We start from the raw sequence: 17,794 nt of genomic DNA, 5'->3' as shown, positions 1-17,794 counted from the left end.
TTATTAGTAGAATTTAAAGTAGCGTCGGGCGTTGTTATAACTGATGTCCTCAACCATGCGACTGAGAATCTCCATATCGCAGGGCAGAAGGCCCTTCTCAACGTCGTTTCCGAGCATATTACACAGAATGCGACGGAAATACTCATGACGTGGATAGCTCAGGAACGAGCGGCTATCAGTAAGCATACCAACAAAGCGACTCAGCAAGCCAAGTACCGAAAGAGCGTTCATCTGACGAACCATACCGTCCATCTGGTCGTTGAACCACCAACCAGAACCGAACTGAATCTTGCCAGGCTCGCCACCCTGGAAATTACCCAGCATAGTAGCAATCACCTCGTTGGCACAAGGATTAAGAGTATATAAGATGGTACGTGTCAACTTGTCTTTCATATTCAGCTTATTCAGGAACGTTGACATAGCCTTAGCGGTATTGAACTCGCCAATAGAATCGAAACCTGTATCAGGGCCGAGCTGATTAAACATCTTAGTATTGTTGTCGCGGATAGCGCCATAGTGGAACTGCTGAGTCCAGTCGGCATCGGCATCCATCTCAGCCATTACTGTCAGGAAGCAGTTCTTGAACTGACGAACTTCGAGCTTAGAAAGCGACTGTCCACGCATAGCCTTCTCGAAGATGGTTTCGATTTCAGAATCGGTGTATTCCTCGTCGTAGAACTCCTCGATACCATGGTCAGAAAGCTTACAACCATTCTCGGCAAAGAAATCGTGGCGCTTCTGCAGAGCATCAACCATATCTGCAAACTTCACGATGTTCACATCGCTAACCTCACCCAGCTGTTCTACATACTTAGAGAACTCAGCCTTCTCAATGTTCATAGCCTTGTCAGGACGCCATGCAGGAATCATCATAGGATCGTCCTTAGCCTTGGTCTTGGCGTACTCAATGTGGTTATGCAAATCATCAACAGGATCATCGGTAGTACATACACACTCCACGTTGTAATGCTTCATCAGGCCACGAGCAGAGAACTCTGGCTGCTGAAGTTTCTCATTACACTCATCAAAAATCTCGCGTGCTGTCTTTGGCGAGAGCTGCTTCGTAATACCAAAAGCAGTCTTCAACTCCAGATGAGTCCAATGATAAAGAGGGTTACGGAATGTATAAGGAACGGTCTCAGCCCACTTCTCGAATTTCTCCCAATCAGAGGTATCCTTACCGGTGCAATACTTCTCGTCGATACCATTGGTACGCATAGCACGCCACTTATAGTGGTCGCCACCCAACCATAACTCAGTAATACTCTTAAACTTGTGGTCTTTGGCCACCATCTCAGGAATCAAATGACAATGATAGTCGATAATGGGCATCTTAGCCGCATGATTGTGATACAAGTCCTGAGCCACCTGGGTCTCCAGAACAAAGTTCTCATCATTGAATTGCTTCATAAAACTGTTTATTTATAGGTCCTTCTTAAAATTTTACTGCAAAGATAATTAAAATCTCGGAGAAAAGCACTATCTTTGCAGAAAAATAAAACGTAAACGATGACGTACCGCAGTAAAGTCCTTCTCATATACACCGGAGGCACCATTGGCATGAACCGGAACCCTCGCACTGGGGCTCTGGAGCCGTTTGATTTTGAACACCTATTATATAATGTACCCGAACTGAAGCAGTTTGATATCACCATCGAAACATACCAGTTCGATCCACCTATTGATTCGAGTGACATGTCGCCTGCCATGTGGACAGATCTGTCGCATTGTATCGCCGACCACTACAATCAGTACGATGGATTTGTAGTACTACATGGCACCGACACGATGGCCTTTACCGCCTCAGCCCTGTCGTATATGCTTGAGAACCTCACCAAACCCGTGATTTTCACTGGTTCGCAGTTACCTATCGGACAGCTGAGAACAGATGGTAAGGAAAATCTTATCACAGCCATAGAGATTGCTGCAGCCAAAGATAGAGAAGGACATGCTTTGGTACCCGAGGTGGGCATTTATTTCGGTGGTCATCTGCTTCGTGGTAATCGTACTACCAAACAGAGCGCCGAGGAGTTTAATGCCTTCGAATCATTCAACTACCCCCATCTGGTTGAAGCTGGTGTAAACATCACCTATTACCACGATCGCATGCTGAAGCCTGATTGGAGCAAGCCGATGGCTCCCCACTTTCGCATGGACAACAATGTAATTATCTTCTCGCTCTTCCCAGGCATCCGCGAGGATCTGATCCGTCACATTATTCATACCCCCAATCTGAAAGCCATTGTGATGCGTACCTTTGGTAGTGGCAACGCGCCCCAACGCCCATGGTTGCTGAATGCTTTACGTGAGGGAACCCGCAACGGTAAGGTAATCGTGAACATCAGTCAATGTATGCAGGGTGCCGTTGAGATGGGCCGCTACGACAACGGATACCATCTGCAAGAGGCTGGTGTTATCAGTGGTCGCGATTCTACCGTTGAAGCTGCAGTTACCAAACTGATGTTCCTGCAGGCACACTACCCCGACGATCCAGAAACGGTTCGCAAATACATGCAACAAAGTATAAGAGGAGAGATATCGTTTTAGTGATATCTCTCCTCTTATTTTTTCCAGAACCACGAGGTCACATCCTCCATCTCGCCGTCTTCTTTGATCTTATACAACCTTTGATTCGTCTTCGGATCCTTCAAAGGACCTAAGTGCTTGATAAACGGTCCTATCTTGATATAGTCGAAATCGCGCTTGTTGATAGCCGATGATATGACCGTTTTACCACTATACCAAGCTACTTTGAACTCAGGGTGTACCTCTCGGATATATAATGCCAGCTGGTTAACGGCCTTGGGTTCGGCATCACCACCCATAAACGAGATACAGGTAATATCAGTACCGAACTTCTCTACAAACGCATCAATAGCTTCAGTATCAAGGGGCAATCCAATATCTTCCCAAAGGTAATAGCTATGACACCCAGGACAGCGACACGGGCAATTACTAATGTTAATTGCCAGTGTCACTTCGTCGGGTATCTCTTGAAAAACTATGCCGGTATTTACGTATTTTAGCATAATTGTTTCTGTCCTGCATAGTAGCGACGTGAAGCCTCTTCCTGACGAGCCTGTGAGAAGTTGCTAACACGCTTCAAGTAGCCGATAATACGGGTCATGTAGTCAACATTCTTAGAATGACAATGCGGGCACTCCTTCAGATAGCGCTTGTCGATATGACCACAATCATTACATACAGTATTAGGAATATTGAATGTAAAGTAGTTACATCCTTCCTTAGCAGCCACCTTCAGCAGGTGCAGATACTGCTCTTTCGACAGATGCTCGTCGAGATTCATATGCAGAGCCGAACCACCAGTAAGATGTTCAATATAAGGTGCACCATGCAGCTTGAACTTATCGATAATGGTCAGCGAGTCATCCTCTACTACATAGAAGTAGCTGTTATAGCAATCGCGTGGCACAAAGTAACCATCCTCACGATCCCATTTAGCATGCTTTACACCTACGTTCTCTGCAGGAATCATCTCACAGTTGAACATCACCTCCTTAGAGCGGTACTGCTTATTGTACTTCTCAATCAGTCCAAGAATACCCTGAACAAAGTGCAGATACTCGTCGTTAGGAGTAATCTTCAGACCCATGAATTCAGCAGCCTCAACCAAACCATTGATACCGATTGTGAGGTACTGACGGGCAATATTGATATAACCAGCATCGAACAGTGGTAACATACCCTGCTGCTGCAGATCCTTCAAATTCTCGTTGTAAGCCAACTGTACTTTATGGCACAGATCAATCACACCACTCAGATACTCCAGATAATCCAACTTGTGGTTGACGGCATACTGGATACAACGGTTCAGGTTGATAGTGAGCACACTCTTAGAACCAGTACTTACACCGCCTGCACCAAGCGTATAGCTGAAACCATTATCAGTAATCTCGTTACGCAAACGGCAGCAACTCGACAATGAGTCGGCATTATCGCTCATATAGGTAAAGAACGAGTGTCCCTCAGCATACATTTCGGCTGTAAACTCGCCCCACTCCTTATCCTTGCAGTTACCATTCTCATCTACCAAAAGAGCCATAGTCTCAACAGGGAAAGTCAGCAAAGTCTTGGTACGCTCATGGTTAAACCACTTCATGAAGCGCTTCTGCAACCATGAAAGTCCCTCCCAATCGGGCTTAGAGCCATCGGGGAAGTAAAACTCACCAAAGATACTCTCGAAATAGTAACGATCGTAGTAGGCAATATTCCAGAATACTGCCTGATAGTTACGAGCACCTGTTGGCTGGTTCAAGGTATAAACAATCTGCTCAAAGTAATCAGTTATAATCTTATCAATGGTACGCTTCTTCAAACTCAGGTCAGCCTGGTCCTGTGAGCGCTTATAGTAATCCAGTCCGTATTCCTTACCAAGGAAATAGTTCATATACATCAGAAACTCAGGTGTAGCACAGGCACCACTCAGCATTGAACTTACCATAAACACCATATTCACAAAGCCACCAGCAAACGACTTCATGTTGGTAGGAGCAGTAGAGTTACCACCAATAGCCACAGTACCACCAATCAACCAAGGATACATGGTGATAGAAGCACAATAGTTGGCCAACGAAGTCTCGTCGTTCTTATATATAAAGTGGTGTGTCAGCTTGTCGATATATTCATCGGCCAACTGCTTACCATACATTTTCTTAATACGATCAGTGAGGAGTCGACGGTTCAGACGGATAAAGTTCGACTTTGGCAGCTCACCAATCAGTGTAGCAATATTCTTATGCTCTACATTGGCATTTGCATCGTACTTTGATCCTGTAGCAGCATTCACCGATTCGCAGTATTCTGAAAGGAACACCATTTTCTCGAGTGTCTCACGATCCTCAGAGTGCAACTGACGATAGAGAATAAACGATTTGGCAACCTTATAATAGCCTTCACGCATAAGTGCTTCTTCCACCTGGTTCTGAATATCCTCCACAGTAATGTTGTCATGCATGTCAAGGTGATTCAAGATTTTAGATACGATGGCTAGGTCAGCAGGTTCCTGAACGCTCTCGAAAGCCTTTACGATAGCATTCATAATTTTGTCGAGTGAGAACAAATCCTTCGATCCGTCTCGCTTGGTGATGGTAAAGTTTTTAATTTCCATGTTATTGTCTCTGTTTTTATTTATGTTTTGTTATTTAATTCTCTCCCAAAGTTTTCTTTTTTGGAAACTTTTTTGTTTTTGAATTCGGAAAAGTTTTCCAAAAAGTAAAACCGAATACGGTTGCAAAGATACAAAATATGCCAGAAAAAGCATTCTCGACAAGCTAAAAATTTCTCTAAAATAAAGTTAATATTGAAATAATACGCTACAATAACAATGTATAACATACTGATTCATAGACACTTCTGCATTTTCACGACAGCATCGTCTTTTAAATTAAAGCTTTCACAACAGAAAATCTCCAATTTGCAGTCAGTATTCTTTTTGGAACACCACCACATACACCAAGATTTTCTTTTTGGAAAACTTTTCGTTTTTAAAAATCAGAAAAGTTTCCCGTTTTAACATTTTACAACAATCCATTTTTCTTCCCACGCGTACCTTATTATATATAATAGAGAATACTAAAATAACACAAAAAGAAAGCCTAAAACTTGCAGATATCAATTTATTATTGTATCTTTGCCAAAAATATCATTTAAACAATTAAATTAAACAAGTACAATTATGAAGGATCTTAAAGGAACAAAAACCGAGAAGAATCTGCAGGAAGCATTTGCAGGTGAGTCGATGGCACGCAACAAGTACAGTTACTGGGCATCAAAGGCCAAGAAGGACGGCTTTGTACAGATAGCCGCCATTTTCGAGGAGACTGCTAACAACGAGAAGGAGCACGCCAAGATGTGGTTCAAGCTTTTGGAAGGTGGTGCAATCAAGAGCACACCAGAGAATCTGGAAGCAGCTGCTGCAGGCGAGAACTACGAGTGGACCGACATGTATGCACGTATGGCCCAGGAAGCACGCGAGGAAGGATTCAACGAGATTGCCGCCAAATTCGAACTCGTAGCCAAAGTAGAGGCTGAGCACGAGGCACGCTACCGCAAACTGCTCGACAACGTTAAGAAGGAGCGTGTATTCTCTAAGGACAATGATGTTATCTGGCAGTGCAGCAACTGCGGTCACATTGTTATCGGCAAGAAGGCTCCACAGGTATGTCCTGTCTGCGATCATCCACAGGCTTACTTCCAGGTAAAAGCAGAGAACTATTAAAGAATTTATTTCTAAGTACTTTGCAACAAAAAAGTACTTAGATTGCAATCGCTCTCTAAGTACTTTTCAAAAACAAGCCTGTTTAGGCAAGTATAATCTGAACAATGCGCTCTGCTGTTCGACCATCCCAACGGTCAGGCAGGGCGCATTTCTTCCATTCGCCGCTCACCATTTTCTTAACAGCTTCACTTAGTTTGTCTGCATCCTCACCAACCAGCACATTCGAACCTACATTCACCGTTTCCTGATGCTCGGTATAATTATTCAGAGTGATACAAGGTACACTATTAAAGGTAGCCTCTTCCGACACATTGCCCGAATCGGTAATAATACCAAGTGCATGAGCAGTTAACCAACCAAACTCCAAATAGCTCAAAGGATCAACAATATCAATAGCCAAGCCCATGCGCTCAACCACCTTACGGGCTTCGCCGCGCAAAGGTGCGACAATTCGCATGCCATTAGCCGAAGCCACCATAGCCTTGAGCATCTTCTCCAAATTATCAATATCAGCAATCAGCGCTTTACGGTTCAGTGTAAATACCAGATACTGTTTCTCTTCAAGTGATGGGATCGAAGCTGGCTTCTTCATACGGTCGTAGTTATATCGCAAAGTATCCATCAGGATATTACCCACCATATAGGTCTGCGAACTCTCCGACTGCTCACGAGTAGCAATGCCCGTACTCTTCACACCAGCCGTGAACAGATAGTCAGACAAGGCATCTATCACCAAACGGTTGATTTCCTTAGGCATATTGATATTAAACGAGCGTGTACCAGCTACCAGATGCGCCAAGCGAATACCACGTTTCTTGGTAACTATGGCAGCAGCCATAGTCGAGGCCAGATCATCCACCACGATCACCACATCAATCTGATGCGCATCGAGGAAAGCATCAAAACGGGCCATGACCTGACTGGTAATCTCGTTCAGACTCGTTGAATCTACACCTAAGTAATATTGTGGACGTGGCATCTGCAAATCATCAAACAGCGATGCCTCAAGCGTTGGATCATTCTCACTACCTGCATAAACCAACAAACATGTTGCTTCAGAATTTTTATTGATGGCTCTTACCAAAGGTGACACCTTAACGAAATTTGGGCGAGCACCCGCTATGATACATACAGTCTTTCCCATTTCTTTCTATTTTTGAGTGCAAAGATATAGAAAAAGTTTCTATTTACCAAGAAAAATGGCAAAAGGTTTGGATAAGTCCCAAAATAGTTGTATCTTTGCAGCAGAAACAGTGGGTCGTGCCTGATAGATCGGGATACTCTACATTAACAAAACAAATCGGGATCGTTTCCCTTGCCAATGGCGGGCCACGATTATCCTCCACGAGGAGAGCAGCAATGCCGGTGGATTACAACAGCAGGGAGCCCCCACATCGTGTGAAACAGGAGTTTTCACCAAATCATCGGCACGTACCCTTTCTTTTTTATATTAAACATTAAAGTTTAAACATTAAACATTATATATTTTGTTATGTTTTCTGGAATCATCGAAGAATTTGCTACCGTAACAGCTATCCGCAAGGATCGCGAAAATATCGATTTTACATTAAAGTGTTCGTTTGTCGACGAGTTAAAGATCGACCAGAGTGTTGCACATAATGGCGTTTGCTTGACTGTTGTTGCCATTGAGAATGGCACCTACACGGTTACTGCCATGAAGGAAACACTCGACCGCACCAATCTGGGCTTGCTCAAAGTTGGTGATAAAGTAAACGTTGAGCGCTCTATGCTGATGAACGGCCGATTAGATGGTCATATCGTTCAGGGTCATGTAGATGAGACTGCACGCTGCATTGCTGTTGAGGATGCTGACGGTTCAACCTATTTCACATTCGAATATCCAGAGAACCATGAGATGGCATTGAAAGGCTATTTCACTGTCGACAAAGGCAGTGTTACCGTTAATGGCGTAAGCCTCACGGTTTGCAATCCAACAGCTAACACCTTCCAAGTAGCCATCATCCCCTACACTTTCGAGCACACTAACTTCTGCGACATCCGTGTAGGTTCGGTAGTCAACATCGAGTTTGACATTCTTGGCAAATATATCGCCAGACTGCAGCAGATTTAATCCACCTTTACAATAACAATTCTGATGGAGCGGAGATGAATGTCTTCGCTCCATGTTGTATCAGAAAGTCACGATCACGAAATCCCCACAACACGGATATACAAGGTAGCCCAGAGTTCGCTGCTGTTTGAACATCCACATCACTATCACCAACATAAACAGCCCTGTCTTTTTCAACACCAAGCTCTCGCAAAGCAGCAAATACCGTATCTGGAGCAGGCTTCTTACGGATTCCCTCTGCTTCATGCTCACCTATAGCCACTTCGATGGTATCCGGGAAGAAATGACGACACAATTCCACGGTAGCTGCCATCATCTTATTGCTGACAACAGCCAGTCGGCAACCACGAGCTTTCAAATCAGCCAATACCTCAGGAATACCGGGATATGGTTGTGTTGTATCAAGCGAATGATGCATATAATGTTCGCGGAAAGTTGCAAACGTTGCCTCAAAATCAGGGTTTTCTGCTCCATGAGGAATAGCCCGCTCCATCAATTTCCGTACACCATTACCAACGAACCTACGAACATCATCAACCGAATGTTCTGGCATGCCATGTGTGCGGAGGGCATAGTTACACGAAGCCGCTAAATCTGTTATTGTATCAAGTAAAGTTCCGTCAAGATCAAATATATAAGTGTTATACATTGAAGATTAAACATTAAAGATTAAACATTAGCGCTTTGAACGCTGAATCATGGTTTTCACCTTATTATTATATTTATCTGCCTTCAGCAAATCCTCGATGGTAATATGCATACGATATTTCCAACGGTTATAAGGATCGCTGGGCACATTGATGCGCTCGTCACGAACATTCTTTGAGCGCAGTTCGCCATCCATAGCCAACCAGTCCTGCAACGACAACATACAGAGCATAGACGGACAATAAAGATGACGCCCGATAATCTCCTCAGCCAAATGGGCCGGTAACTGTTCGGGGGCTCGACCTTGTTTCTGTAACATCGACACATAGAAACGCTGGGTACGCTCAGGACTTTCGCTCCACCAAAGGCGCAAGGGCGACATATCGTGCGTTGAAATTGTAGCAACAGAACGGTATGGATTGCCATCAAGATGAGCAAACTCATAACCACTCTGTTTGGGCATCGACTGGATTTCGAGCGACAGGATACGCAACTGATCGAGTACCGGCGCCACACAATCTGGCAACATGCCCAGATCCTCGCCACAGCATAGCATACGGGTAGAGCCAAACACATCGATCAACTTACGGATAGCCTCAGCCCCCCAGAAAAAGTTATGACGCTGATAGTAATAATTATTGTAAAGTCGCATAAATGCGTCTTTTTCTTCAGCATTCAACGCCTCAAACACGGGCTCCCCTATCACACCGATTCGCGGATGATACATACCAGACTGTTTTGGATCCTCCAGGAAGAGCACACTACTAACCAGGCGATAAAGTCCATCCCGAATCCATAAACTATTTTCATCTGTCCGCCCCTCAAAAGCCTGTTGCACTTTTTTCTGCGTGTTGTAATCTGATTTCAAATCATACAAACCGTAACTCTTGGGCATCAGAAAATGTTCGCGAACATACGGTGCATGCATACCAAACAGCTTATCTAACACCCTATCGTTAATAAAAGGTCTGGTAAACAAGTCCTTACGGAAAGGCAAACCAAAGTATTCTATCTCACCCACTGTCATTGGCAACGAAGGCGAGAAATGCCCCAGCAATCCAAAGACAGCATCGCCTGGTATCTCCCATATCCGGAAGAAACCCAGGATATGGTCGATTCGGATAGCATCGAAATACTGTTCCATCCACTTTAAACGTCTACGGAACCACTCTACAACACCAGTACCCCAATTGTAAGTTGGGAATCCCCAATTCTGTCCGTTGGGCGAGAACATATCTGGTGGTGCACCTGTTTGTGCATCAAGATGGAAATAATCCGGATGGATAGCCGTTTCCACACTATCACCATTTATGCCGATAGGCACATCGCCTTTCAGGAAGATGCCCTTTGAACGAGCATAGTCAGCTGCGGCTTTCAACTGCAAGTGAAGATGGTATTGCGTAAAGTAAATCAAGCCCACAGACGAATCCAACCACTTGGCGTAAGGCACCAACCAATCCTGGTTCTGAGCAAACCAAGCTTTAAACTCCTTGGACTCAAGAGTCTGTTGACCTTTCTCATCAAACAGTTCCTGAACATAAGCCCGCTTCACTCGATCCACCGCCTCATAATCACTATAGCCGAGTGCGTTAAGTTCCTGGCGTTGACGATGATACGTATTCATCTTGGTTTTATTTTTCAGCACTCCAATAGCCTCTACATCCAGATAATGAGGATGCAAAGCAAAAGCCGAAACAATATTATATGGATACGAATCATTCCAGTTTTTCGAGCACGTAGTATCGTTAACCGGCAGTAATTGGATGGCCTTCATACCCGTTGTCGCACACCAATCAACCAATCGGTACAGATCACCAAAATCGCCCACACCATACGATTGTTTACTACGAAGCGAGAATACCGGTATCACCACGCCTGCAGCTCGCCAGGTATGCTCTTTTACTCTCAGGTTCTCACCATAAGCCACCAATACTGTACCATCAGGCACCATCGTCTGGTCAGCAGGCAGCAAACCCACAGTTGTGCGATTATCACCTTCCTCCCAAGCCACGAGTGCATGGGAAGTGTCATCAATAATCACATATTTATATTCTATAGGCAGCAGCACAGCATCCACATTCACCGACAGCAGCCACTCGAATCTGCCAATTGGCTCCATACGCAGATAGCGAGAAACGTTCCAACTGCCTAAAGCTGGATGGTCGCCAATAATAGCAACCGACTGTCCTTTTTGTAACTGAGGTGCCGACACCCTGAACAGGATTGTTTTACGATACAAAGGCACACGAAGCGGCTCAACCTGTTGGTCAACAGATAGTCCCATCGTTGTATGATAAGCCATGCTATAAAGATGATACTGCAGAGGCACATCGCGCCACAAATCAGCCATCACATAGTCTTTTGCCGAATCAAAATAATAGGTTCGAGGAATAGCATGCCACTCTTTTCTAAGCACATTACCATCAGTATCCTCTACCTGATAATAATAAGAAAACGAGGCTATCGGATGTTTTCGCGATTCAAGCACGGTGGTTTCCAACTGCCACTCCATGCCGTCAGAGGTAGTCATCATCAACCGTTCCGTCTTTTTGGTCTGGTCGATGCTGAGATAGGTCAGCACCACATAGAGATTTTGTCCCCATTGAGTGCCATATTGTATAGAAAACTTAAGTTTCATAAGCTATATTTTAGGGCAAAGATACAAAAAAATGATAAATTAGCGATAATAGTGGAGAGATTTTTGTAACTTTGCAGCGTTTTTTCAAGGATATGAAGATGAATTGGATAAAAAAGTCAAGCTATCTGGTTCCTATTATTGTATGCGCATTAGGAATCTTAGGCATCGCATATTACTATTTTGTGGGGAGTTTTTCTAAACTCAGCGCCACCGAATACGTGTATATTGACGACAACGACAATCTTGATTCAGTATGCGTCAAATTGGAGCCGATTGCATCCGATCATGGCCTTTCAGCTTTTAGAATGCTCGCTCGCCATGGTGGATATATGGAGCATATTCGTAGCGGTAGATACGCCATTACCCCCGACCAGAGTACGATAAAAGTATTCCGCAATCTGAAGAATGGACATCAGGAGCCTGTAAAACTCACCATTCCCGAAAGTCGTACCATGGACAGACTGGCCGGCTATCTGTCACGCAAACTGATGATGGACAGCGTTGCCGTAGCCATCCTGCTCAGCGATTCGTCGTTCTGTGCGCAGCAGGGTTACGACACTGCCACTATCGCCTGCTTGTTCGTCCCCAACACCTACGAGGTATATTGGAATATCTCTATAGAGAATCTGATGAAGCGCATGCAGAAGGAGAACGAGAATTTTTGGAATGTACAGCGTACGTTGAAGGCCGAGGCTCTGAAGCTGAGCAAAAATGAGGTTTGCACATTGGCCAGCATCATCGACGAGGAGACTGCCAACAATGCCGAGAAGCCAATGATTGCAGGTATGTATCTGAACCGACTGAAAGCAGACATGCCACTTCAGGCTGACCCTACCATCAAGTTTGCCTTGAAAGATTTCGCCATCAAGCGTATTTACCACAACATGCTGCAATTCGACAGTCCTTATAACACCTATAAGAATACCGGTCTGCCTCCCGGCCCCATCAAGATTGCATCGGTGGCAGGTATCGACGCTGTACTGAATCGCACAGCCCACGACTATCTGTACATGTGCGCCAAGGAGGACTTCTCTGGCACACATAATTTTGCCAGAACCTATCAGGAACACCTGAAGAATGCAGCAAAATATTCAAAGGCTTTAAATGAAAGAGGCATTAAATAAATCGAGAATTAACAATTGAGAATTTAGAGATATAAGATATGGAAGAGATTATTAAGAACGAAAGCGAAAGGCTACGGGTAGGCGAGTGTAGCGAGGGAATGGAGAAAAAGTCTGTCAGCTTCATTGAACAGAAAGTTATCAATGACCTGGCAGAGGGTAAGAACGGTGGCAGAATGCAGACCCGTTTCCCACCAGAGCCAAACGGCTACCTGCATATCGGACACGCCAAAGCCATTGCCATCGACTTCGGACTGGCCAAGAAATACGGCGGTCAGTGCAACCTGCGCTTCGACGACACCAACCCCATTAAAGAAGATACTGAATACATTGAGAGCATCGAGAACGATATTAAGTGGCTCGGTTTCAAGTGGGCTAACGTCTACTATGCCAGCGACTACTTCCAGGAGCTCTGGGACTTTGCTGTATGGCTCATCCAGCAGGGACGCGCATACGTTGATGAGCAGAGTGCCGAGGTGATTGCCCAGCAGAAGGGAACCACCACAAGCCCAGGTACAAACAGTCCCTATCGCGACCGCCCCATTGAGGAGAACCTGAAGTTGTTCGAGTTCATGAACAGCGGCAAGTGCGAGCCAGGCACACTGGTTCTGCGCGCCAAGATCGACATGGCTCATCCCAACATGTTGTTCCGCGATCCCCTTATCTATCGTGTACTCAATATTCCTCATATCCGTACAGGCAATAAGTGGAATGCATACCCTATGTACGATTTCACTCACGGCCAGAGCGACTACCTCGAGGGTGTAACCCACTCTTGGTGTACACTCGAGTTTGTAGAGCATCGACCCCTTTACGATCTGTTCGTTACATGGATGAAGGAGTGGAAGGGCGAGACCGACAACATCGAGGACAACCGTCCACGTCAGACCGAGTTCAATAAGCTGAACCTCAACTACACACTGATGTCAAAGCGTAATCTGCTGGCATTGGTACAGAATAACATGGTAAGCGGTTGGGACGACCCCCGTATGCCAACTATCTGCGGATTCCGTCGCCGTGGTTACAGCCCTGAGAGTATCATCAAGTTCATCGATAAGATTGGCTACACCAAGATTGATGCCCTTAACGACATGGCCCTCCTGGAGAGTGCAGTTCGCGACGATCTGAACAGCCGTGCTATCCGTGTCAGCGCTGTGCTCGATCCTGTTAAGGTGGTTATCACCAACTACCCAGAGGACCAGATTGAACAGCTCACCGCTATCAACAACCCAGAGAACGAGGCCGATGGCACTCACACTGTTGAGTTTACCCGCGAACTTTGGATTGAGCGCGATGACTTTATGAAGGAAGCCGAGAAGAAGTTTATGCGATTGGCCCCTGGCAAGGAGGTTCGTCTGAAGAACGCCTACATTATTAAATGTAACGAGGATCACCCCTGCGATGAGGACGAGAATGGAAACGTAACTACTATTTACTGTACCTACGATCCAGATTCACGCAGCGGTATGCCTGGTTCTAACCGCAAGATTAAGGGTAAGACCCTCCACTGGGTAAGTTGCAAGCACGCTGTCGAGGCCGAGGTTCGTCTTTACGACCGTCTGTGGAAGGTAGAGAATCCTCGCGATGACATGGCTGCCATCCGTGAAGCCAAGAACTGCGATGCTGTTACAGCGATGAAGGAGATTATCAACCCCGACTCACTGCACATCATCAAGAAGTGCTATATTGAGCCATACGCTGCCGATATGAAGCCACTCACCTATCTGCAGTTCCAGCGTATTGGTTACTTCACACCTGATACAGATTCAACAGCTGAGAAGCCAATCTTCAACAAGACTGTTGGACTCAAGGACACTTGGAAAAAGTAATTTAAGAAGAAGTGCCAGAAGATTTAGATTATTTCGAAAGCGAGGATTTTAAGGAAATCCTACGGCAATACGAGGAGTCAGTCAAGTCGGGCGAACGCATCTATATGGATGCCGACGACTTGACTGACATTGCCGATTATTACCACTACAACAACCGACTAGCCGAGGCCGAGGATGCCATTTCCTTAGCTATAGAATACAATCCTGAAGCCGTTGGTCCGATGCTCTACAGAGCCCGCGAAGCTTTGGAGAAGAAAGACTTCAAGACAGCCGAGCAATATGCCGATAAAGTAGAACCTTTAGATAGTATCGAGGGCATCTACCTACGTGCCGAGATACTTATCACGAAAGGAGAGTTGGACAGTGCCGACGAATTGCTGTCAGGATACATCAAAGACTTACCTGAGGATGAATATGCCGACTTTGTGAAAGGCGTTGTAGGTCTGTATCTTGATTACGACCAGTTTGCCAAGGCCTTCGAATGGATAGCCCGCACTACCAACAACGATTCGGTAGGATTCAAGGAACTGATGGCTCGCACGCTGTTCGGATTGGGCAAATACAAAGACAGCGAGCGACTCTTCAACGAGTTACTCGACAAAGACCCCTACTCTGCCAATTATTGGAATGCATTGGCAGGTGTACAGTATATGAAAGAGGACTATTCGGGTGCTCTTACCAGTAGCGAATATGCCATTGCCATCGATCCCAACGACGCCAATGGTCTGCTGTCGAAAGCCAATACCCTGTACGCAATGGGTAACCACAACGAAGCTCTCAAATTCTTCCAGAAATATTCCGAGAAGGTACCCGATGACGAGTTCGGTTATTTGCATCAGGCCATTTGTCTGATCAACAAAGGCTTGTTTAAGGACGGACTTGAAAAGTTGAAAAAAGCAGTCAGCGTTTCCGCCATCGACTCTATTCACCTACCAGAGATCTATCAGGAGATGGCCTTTACCTATAACACCTTAGGACAGATGGAAAAAGCCCTATGGTGCATAGACATGACCGAAAAATTGGATTGCGACCATTTCCACATGGGTGTTATCAAGGGACATATTCTCTTAGCCAACCAGAAAGAGACAGAGGCAGAAGCTGCATTCGCAAAGGTATTACAAGATTCGGGTAACAATCCCAAAGTAAGACTCAGAATCATCATCTCTTATCACGACAACAAGTTTTTACATTTTGCCTACAATGCCTATTTGGATTTCTTCAAGACTGTTGGCGAGGACTATAAGGAAGGCTATGCCTATCTGGCCTTATGTTGCAACGAGCTGATGAAGAATGATGAATTCTTATACTACCTGAAGAAAGCCTGTGATTGCAATCCGGAGGAAGCCAGAGCCATATTAGGCGAGTTCTTCCCTGCTCATATGGATCCAAAAGATTATTACCAGTACGCATTAGAACATACAGACGATTAATATGAATTTTATTACAAACATTCTCAACACGCTCGGTTGGTATCCAACCATTTTCTTTCTGATGTTATTAGAAAGCACAGTAGTGCCGGTACCGTCAGAGTTTGTAGTAACGCCTGCTGCTTACCATGCAGCCAGCGGCTCATTAAATGTATTCTTAGTCATCCTATTTGCCACACTGGGTGCCGACATAGGTGCCAGCATCAACTACTTTGTAGCCTTGTACGTTGGTCGTCCTGTCATCTACAAGTTTGCCAACAGCAAATGGGGTAAGATGTGTCTGCTTAATCAGGAGAAAGTTGAAAAAAGCGAGAAATACTTTGACGACCATGGAATTGCAGCCACACTCACCGGTCGTTTTGTCCCCGTCATCCGCCACCTGATTTCCATCCCTGCCGGCTTGGCACGTATGCATTACGGCAAATTCCTGCTGTTTACTACCATTGGTGCTGGAGGCTGGCATAGTGTACTGGCTCTTCTTGGCTGGTATCTGCATGCCATTGTACCCGAGAATCAGTTGAACGACAAAATTAGCGAATACGCCGAATATATCAAGTTCGCCATTCTGGGTCTGATTGTAGTAGCTGTCGTTTATTTCGTCATCAAACGAAAACTTAATCATAAACAAGAAAAGTCAGCGTAATAAGCATTTTTTTGCTTTTTTATGCTTTCTTTTCTATTATTTTTCGTATTTTTGCGCAATATTATCAGCAAACAACGATTATGGCAAGAACAAACAACCATTTGGTCATCATGGCAGGCGGCGTTGGTAGCCGTTTTTGGCCCATGAGTACTACCGAGAACCCTAAGCAGTTCATCGACGTTCTCGGCGTTGGCAAAACATTACTACAGTTAACGGTAGAAAGATTCGGCAATCTGGTTAAGCCCGAGAACATCTGGGTAGTAACCAACCAGAGTTATCAGGAAATTGTAAAGAAACAGTTGCCTGATATGCCAGCAGGAAACATTCTATGCGAACCTTGTCGCAGAAACACAGCACCATGTATTGCTTACGTTAGTTGGCGCATCAAGTCGAAAGACCCAAAAGCTAACATCATTGTAACACCAAGCGATCACATTGTGACAGATAAGGCTGAATTTCAGCGTGTCATCAAGGAGTGCATGCAGTTTACCAGCGAGACCGACGCTATCGTTACCCTAGGCATGAAGCCCAACCGCCCAGAAACAGGCTATGGCTACATCCAGGCCGACCTGAGTACCAGCTCGCTCCGAAACAAAGAGATTTTCAGAGTCGACTCTTTCCGCGAGAAACCCAATCTCGAAACGGCTCAGGAATATATCAAGAAGAACTATTATTTCTGGAATGCAGGTATCTTCATCTGGAATGTAAATACCATTGTAAATGCTTTCCGCATCTATCAGCCCTCAATGGCCAAGATATTCGAGTCGCTGTTACCTATTTATGGTACCGACAAGGAACAGGAAGAAATCAACCGTCTGTTCCCCGAATGCGAAAATATTTCTGTCGACTATGCCATCATGGAAAAGGCCGAAGAGATTTTCGTTTGTCCATCCGACTTCGGTTGGAGCGATCTGGGCACCTGGGGCTCACTTCACGAGCAAAGCAAGAAAGACCTCTATGGCAATGCCAGCATCGGTCCCGATGTAAACCTGATAGAGAGTCACAACTGCATTGTTCACACCATGCAAGAAAAGAAAGTAGTTATTCAGGGCCTCGATGGTTATATCGTAGCCGAAAACAACGACACACTGCTCATCTGCAAACTGTCGGAGGAACAGCGTATCAAACAATTCTCAGGAAATAATTAACATAAACTAT

The 17,794-nt window shown here is 45.1% G+C and carries 14 protein-coding genes; 8 read left to right on the top strand and 6 right to left on the bottom strand.

What is annotated here, in order from left to right; translation table 11 throughout:
- Positions 1 to 3 precede the first annotated feature (3 nt).
- Positions 4 to 1,410, bottom strand: a complete 1,407-nt coding sequence (gene uxaC, locus T499_RS0105160) for a glucuronate isomerase (protein WP_013065670.1) — start codon at positions 1,408 to 1,410, stop codon at positions 4 to 6.
- Between the two features lie 99 nt (positions 1,411 to 1,509).
- Between uxaC and T499_RS0105155 the strand changes: the two genes are divergently transcribed.
- Positions 1,510 to 2,547: an asparaginase gene (locus tag T499_RS0105155; RefSeq protein WP_033149976.1), complete on the top strand. Its 1,038-nt coding sequence runs from the start codon at positions 1,510 to 1,512 to the stop codon at positions 2,545 to 2,547.
- A gap of 14 nt (positions 2,548 to 2,561) precedes the next feature.
- Here T499_RS0105155 and nrdG read toward each other — a convergent pair whose 3' ends face one another.
- Entirely contained in the window at positions 2,562 to 3,029 is a 468-nt protein-coding gene (nrdG, locus tag T499_RS0105150) for an anaerobic ribonucleoside-triphosphate reductase activating protein (RefSeq protein ID WP_013064511.1), read from the bottom strand.
- On the bottom strand, positions 3,023 to 5,128 hold the full coding sequence (gene nrdD, locus T499_RS0105145; RefSeq protein WP_013063280.1) for an anaerobic ribonucleoside-triphosphate reductase: 2,106 nt from the start codon (positions 5,126 to 5,128) through the stop codon (positions 3,023 to 3,025). Before nrdD ends, nrdG begins: the two co-directional genes overlap by 7 nt.
- A 567-nt stretch (positions 5,129 to 5,695) precedes the next feature.
- Between nrdD and rbr the strand changes: the two genes are divergently transcribed.
- On the top strand, positions 5,696 to 6,238 hold the full coding sequence (rbr, locus tag T499_RS0105140) for a rubrerythrin (protein ID WP_013063889.1): 543 nt from the start codon (positions 5,696 to 5,698) through the stop codon (positions 6,236 to 6,238).
- An 82-nt stretch (positions 6,239 to 6,320) separates the two neighbouring features.
- On the opposite strand, the gene T499_RS0105135 is transcribed toward rbr, so the two are convergent.
- The gene (locus T499_RS0105135; RefSeq protein ID WP_033149975.1) at positions 6,321 to 7,382 is read right to left on the bottom strand and encodes a UDP-N-acetyl glucosamine 2-epimerase; all 1,062 of its coding nucleotides are present in this window, start codon (positions 7,380 to 7,382) and stop codon (positions 6,321 to 6,323) included.
- Positions 7,383 to 7,730: 348 nt separating this feature from the next.
- Between T499_RS0105135 and T499_RS0105130 the strand changes: the two genes are divergently transcribed.
- A complete protein-coding gene (locus T499_RS0105130) occupies positions 7,731 to 8,330 on the top strand; it encodes a riboflavin synthase (RefSeq protein ID WP_033149974.1) in 600 nt (199 codons plus the stop codon).
- A gap of 7 nt (positions 8,331 to 8,337) precedes the next feature.
- Here T499_RS0105130 and T499_RS0105125 read toward each other — a convergent pair whose 3' ends face one another.
- Positions 8,338 to 8,979: an HAD family hydrolase gene (locus T499_RS0105125; RefSeq protein WP_033149973.1), complete on the bottom strand. Its 642-nt coding sequence runs from the start codon at positions 8,977 to 8,979 to the stop codon at positions 8,338 to 8,340.
- Between the two features lie 27 nt (positions 8,980 to 9,006).
- Positions 9,007 to 11,616, bottom strand: coding sequence for a 4-alpha-glucanotransferase (locus tag T499_RS0105120; protein WP_033149972.1), 2,610 nt, complete (start codon positions 11,614 to 11,616; stop codon positions 9,007 to 9,009).
- Positions 11,617 to 11,714: 98 nt separating this feature from the next.
- Between T499_RS0105120 and mltG the strand changes: the two genes are divergently transcribed.
- From mltG to T499_RS0105095, 5 genes are all read left to right on the top strand, one after another.
- Complete coding sequence (gene mltG / locus T499_RS0105115; protein WP_033150232.1) at positions 11,715 to 12,740, top strand: endolytic transglycosylase MltG; 1,026 nt, start codon at positions 11,715 to 11,717, stop codon at positions 12,738 to 12,740.
- Between the two features lie 98 nt (positions 12,741 to 12,838).
- Entirely contained in the window at positions 12,839 to 14,566 is a 1,728-nt protein-coding gene (locus T499_RS0105110; RefSeq protein WP_033150231.1) for a glutamine--tRNA ligase/YqeY domain fusion protein, read from the top strand.
- A gap of 11 nt (positions 14,567 to 14,577) precedes the next feature.
- The gene (locus tag T499_RS0105105; RefSeq protein ID WP_157054516.1) at positions 14,578 to 15,996 is read left to right on the top strand and encodes a tetratricopeptide repeat protein; all 1,419 of its coding nucleotides are present in this window, start codon (positions 14,578 to 14,580) and stop codon (positions 15,994 to 15,996) included.
- Position 15,997: 1 nt separating this feature from the next.
- Positions 15,998 to 16,636, top strand: coding sequence for a DedA family protein (locus T499_RS0105100; protein ID WP_033149970.1), 639 nt, complete (start codon positions 15,998 to 16,000; stop codon positions 16,634 to 16,636).
- An 80-nt stretch (positions 16,637 to 16,716) separates the two neighbouring features.
- On the top strand, positions 16,717 to 17,784 hold the full coding sequence (locus T499_RS0105095; RefSeq protein ID WP_033149969.1) for a mannose-1-phosphate guanylyltransferase: 1,068 nt from the start codon (positions 16,717 to 16,719) through the stop codon (positions 17,782 to 17,784).
- Positions 17,785 to 17,794: the final 10 nt, after the last annotated feature.

The organism is Prevotella sp. RM4, assembly GCF_000701965.1.
In the GTDB taxonomy this organism is placed as follows: Bacteria; Bacteroidota; Bacteroidia; order Bacteroidales; family Bacteroidaceae; genus Prevotella; species Prevotella ruminicola.
This window is presented reverse-complemented; position numbering and strand designations above follow the sequence as displayed.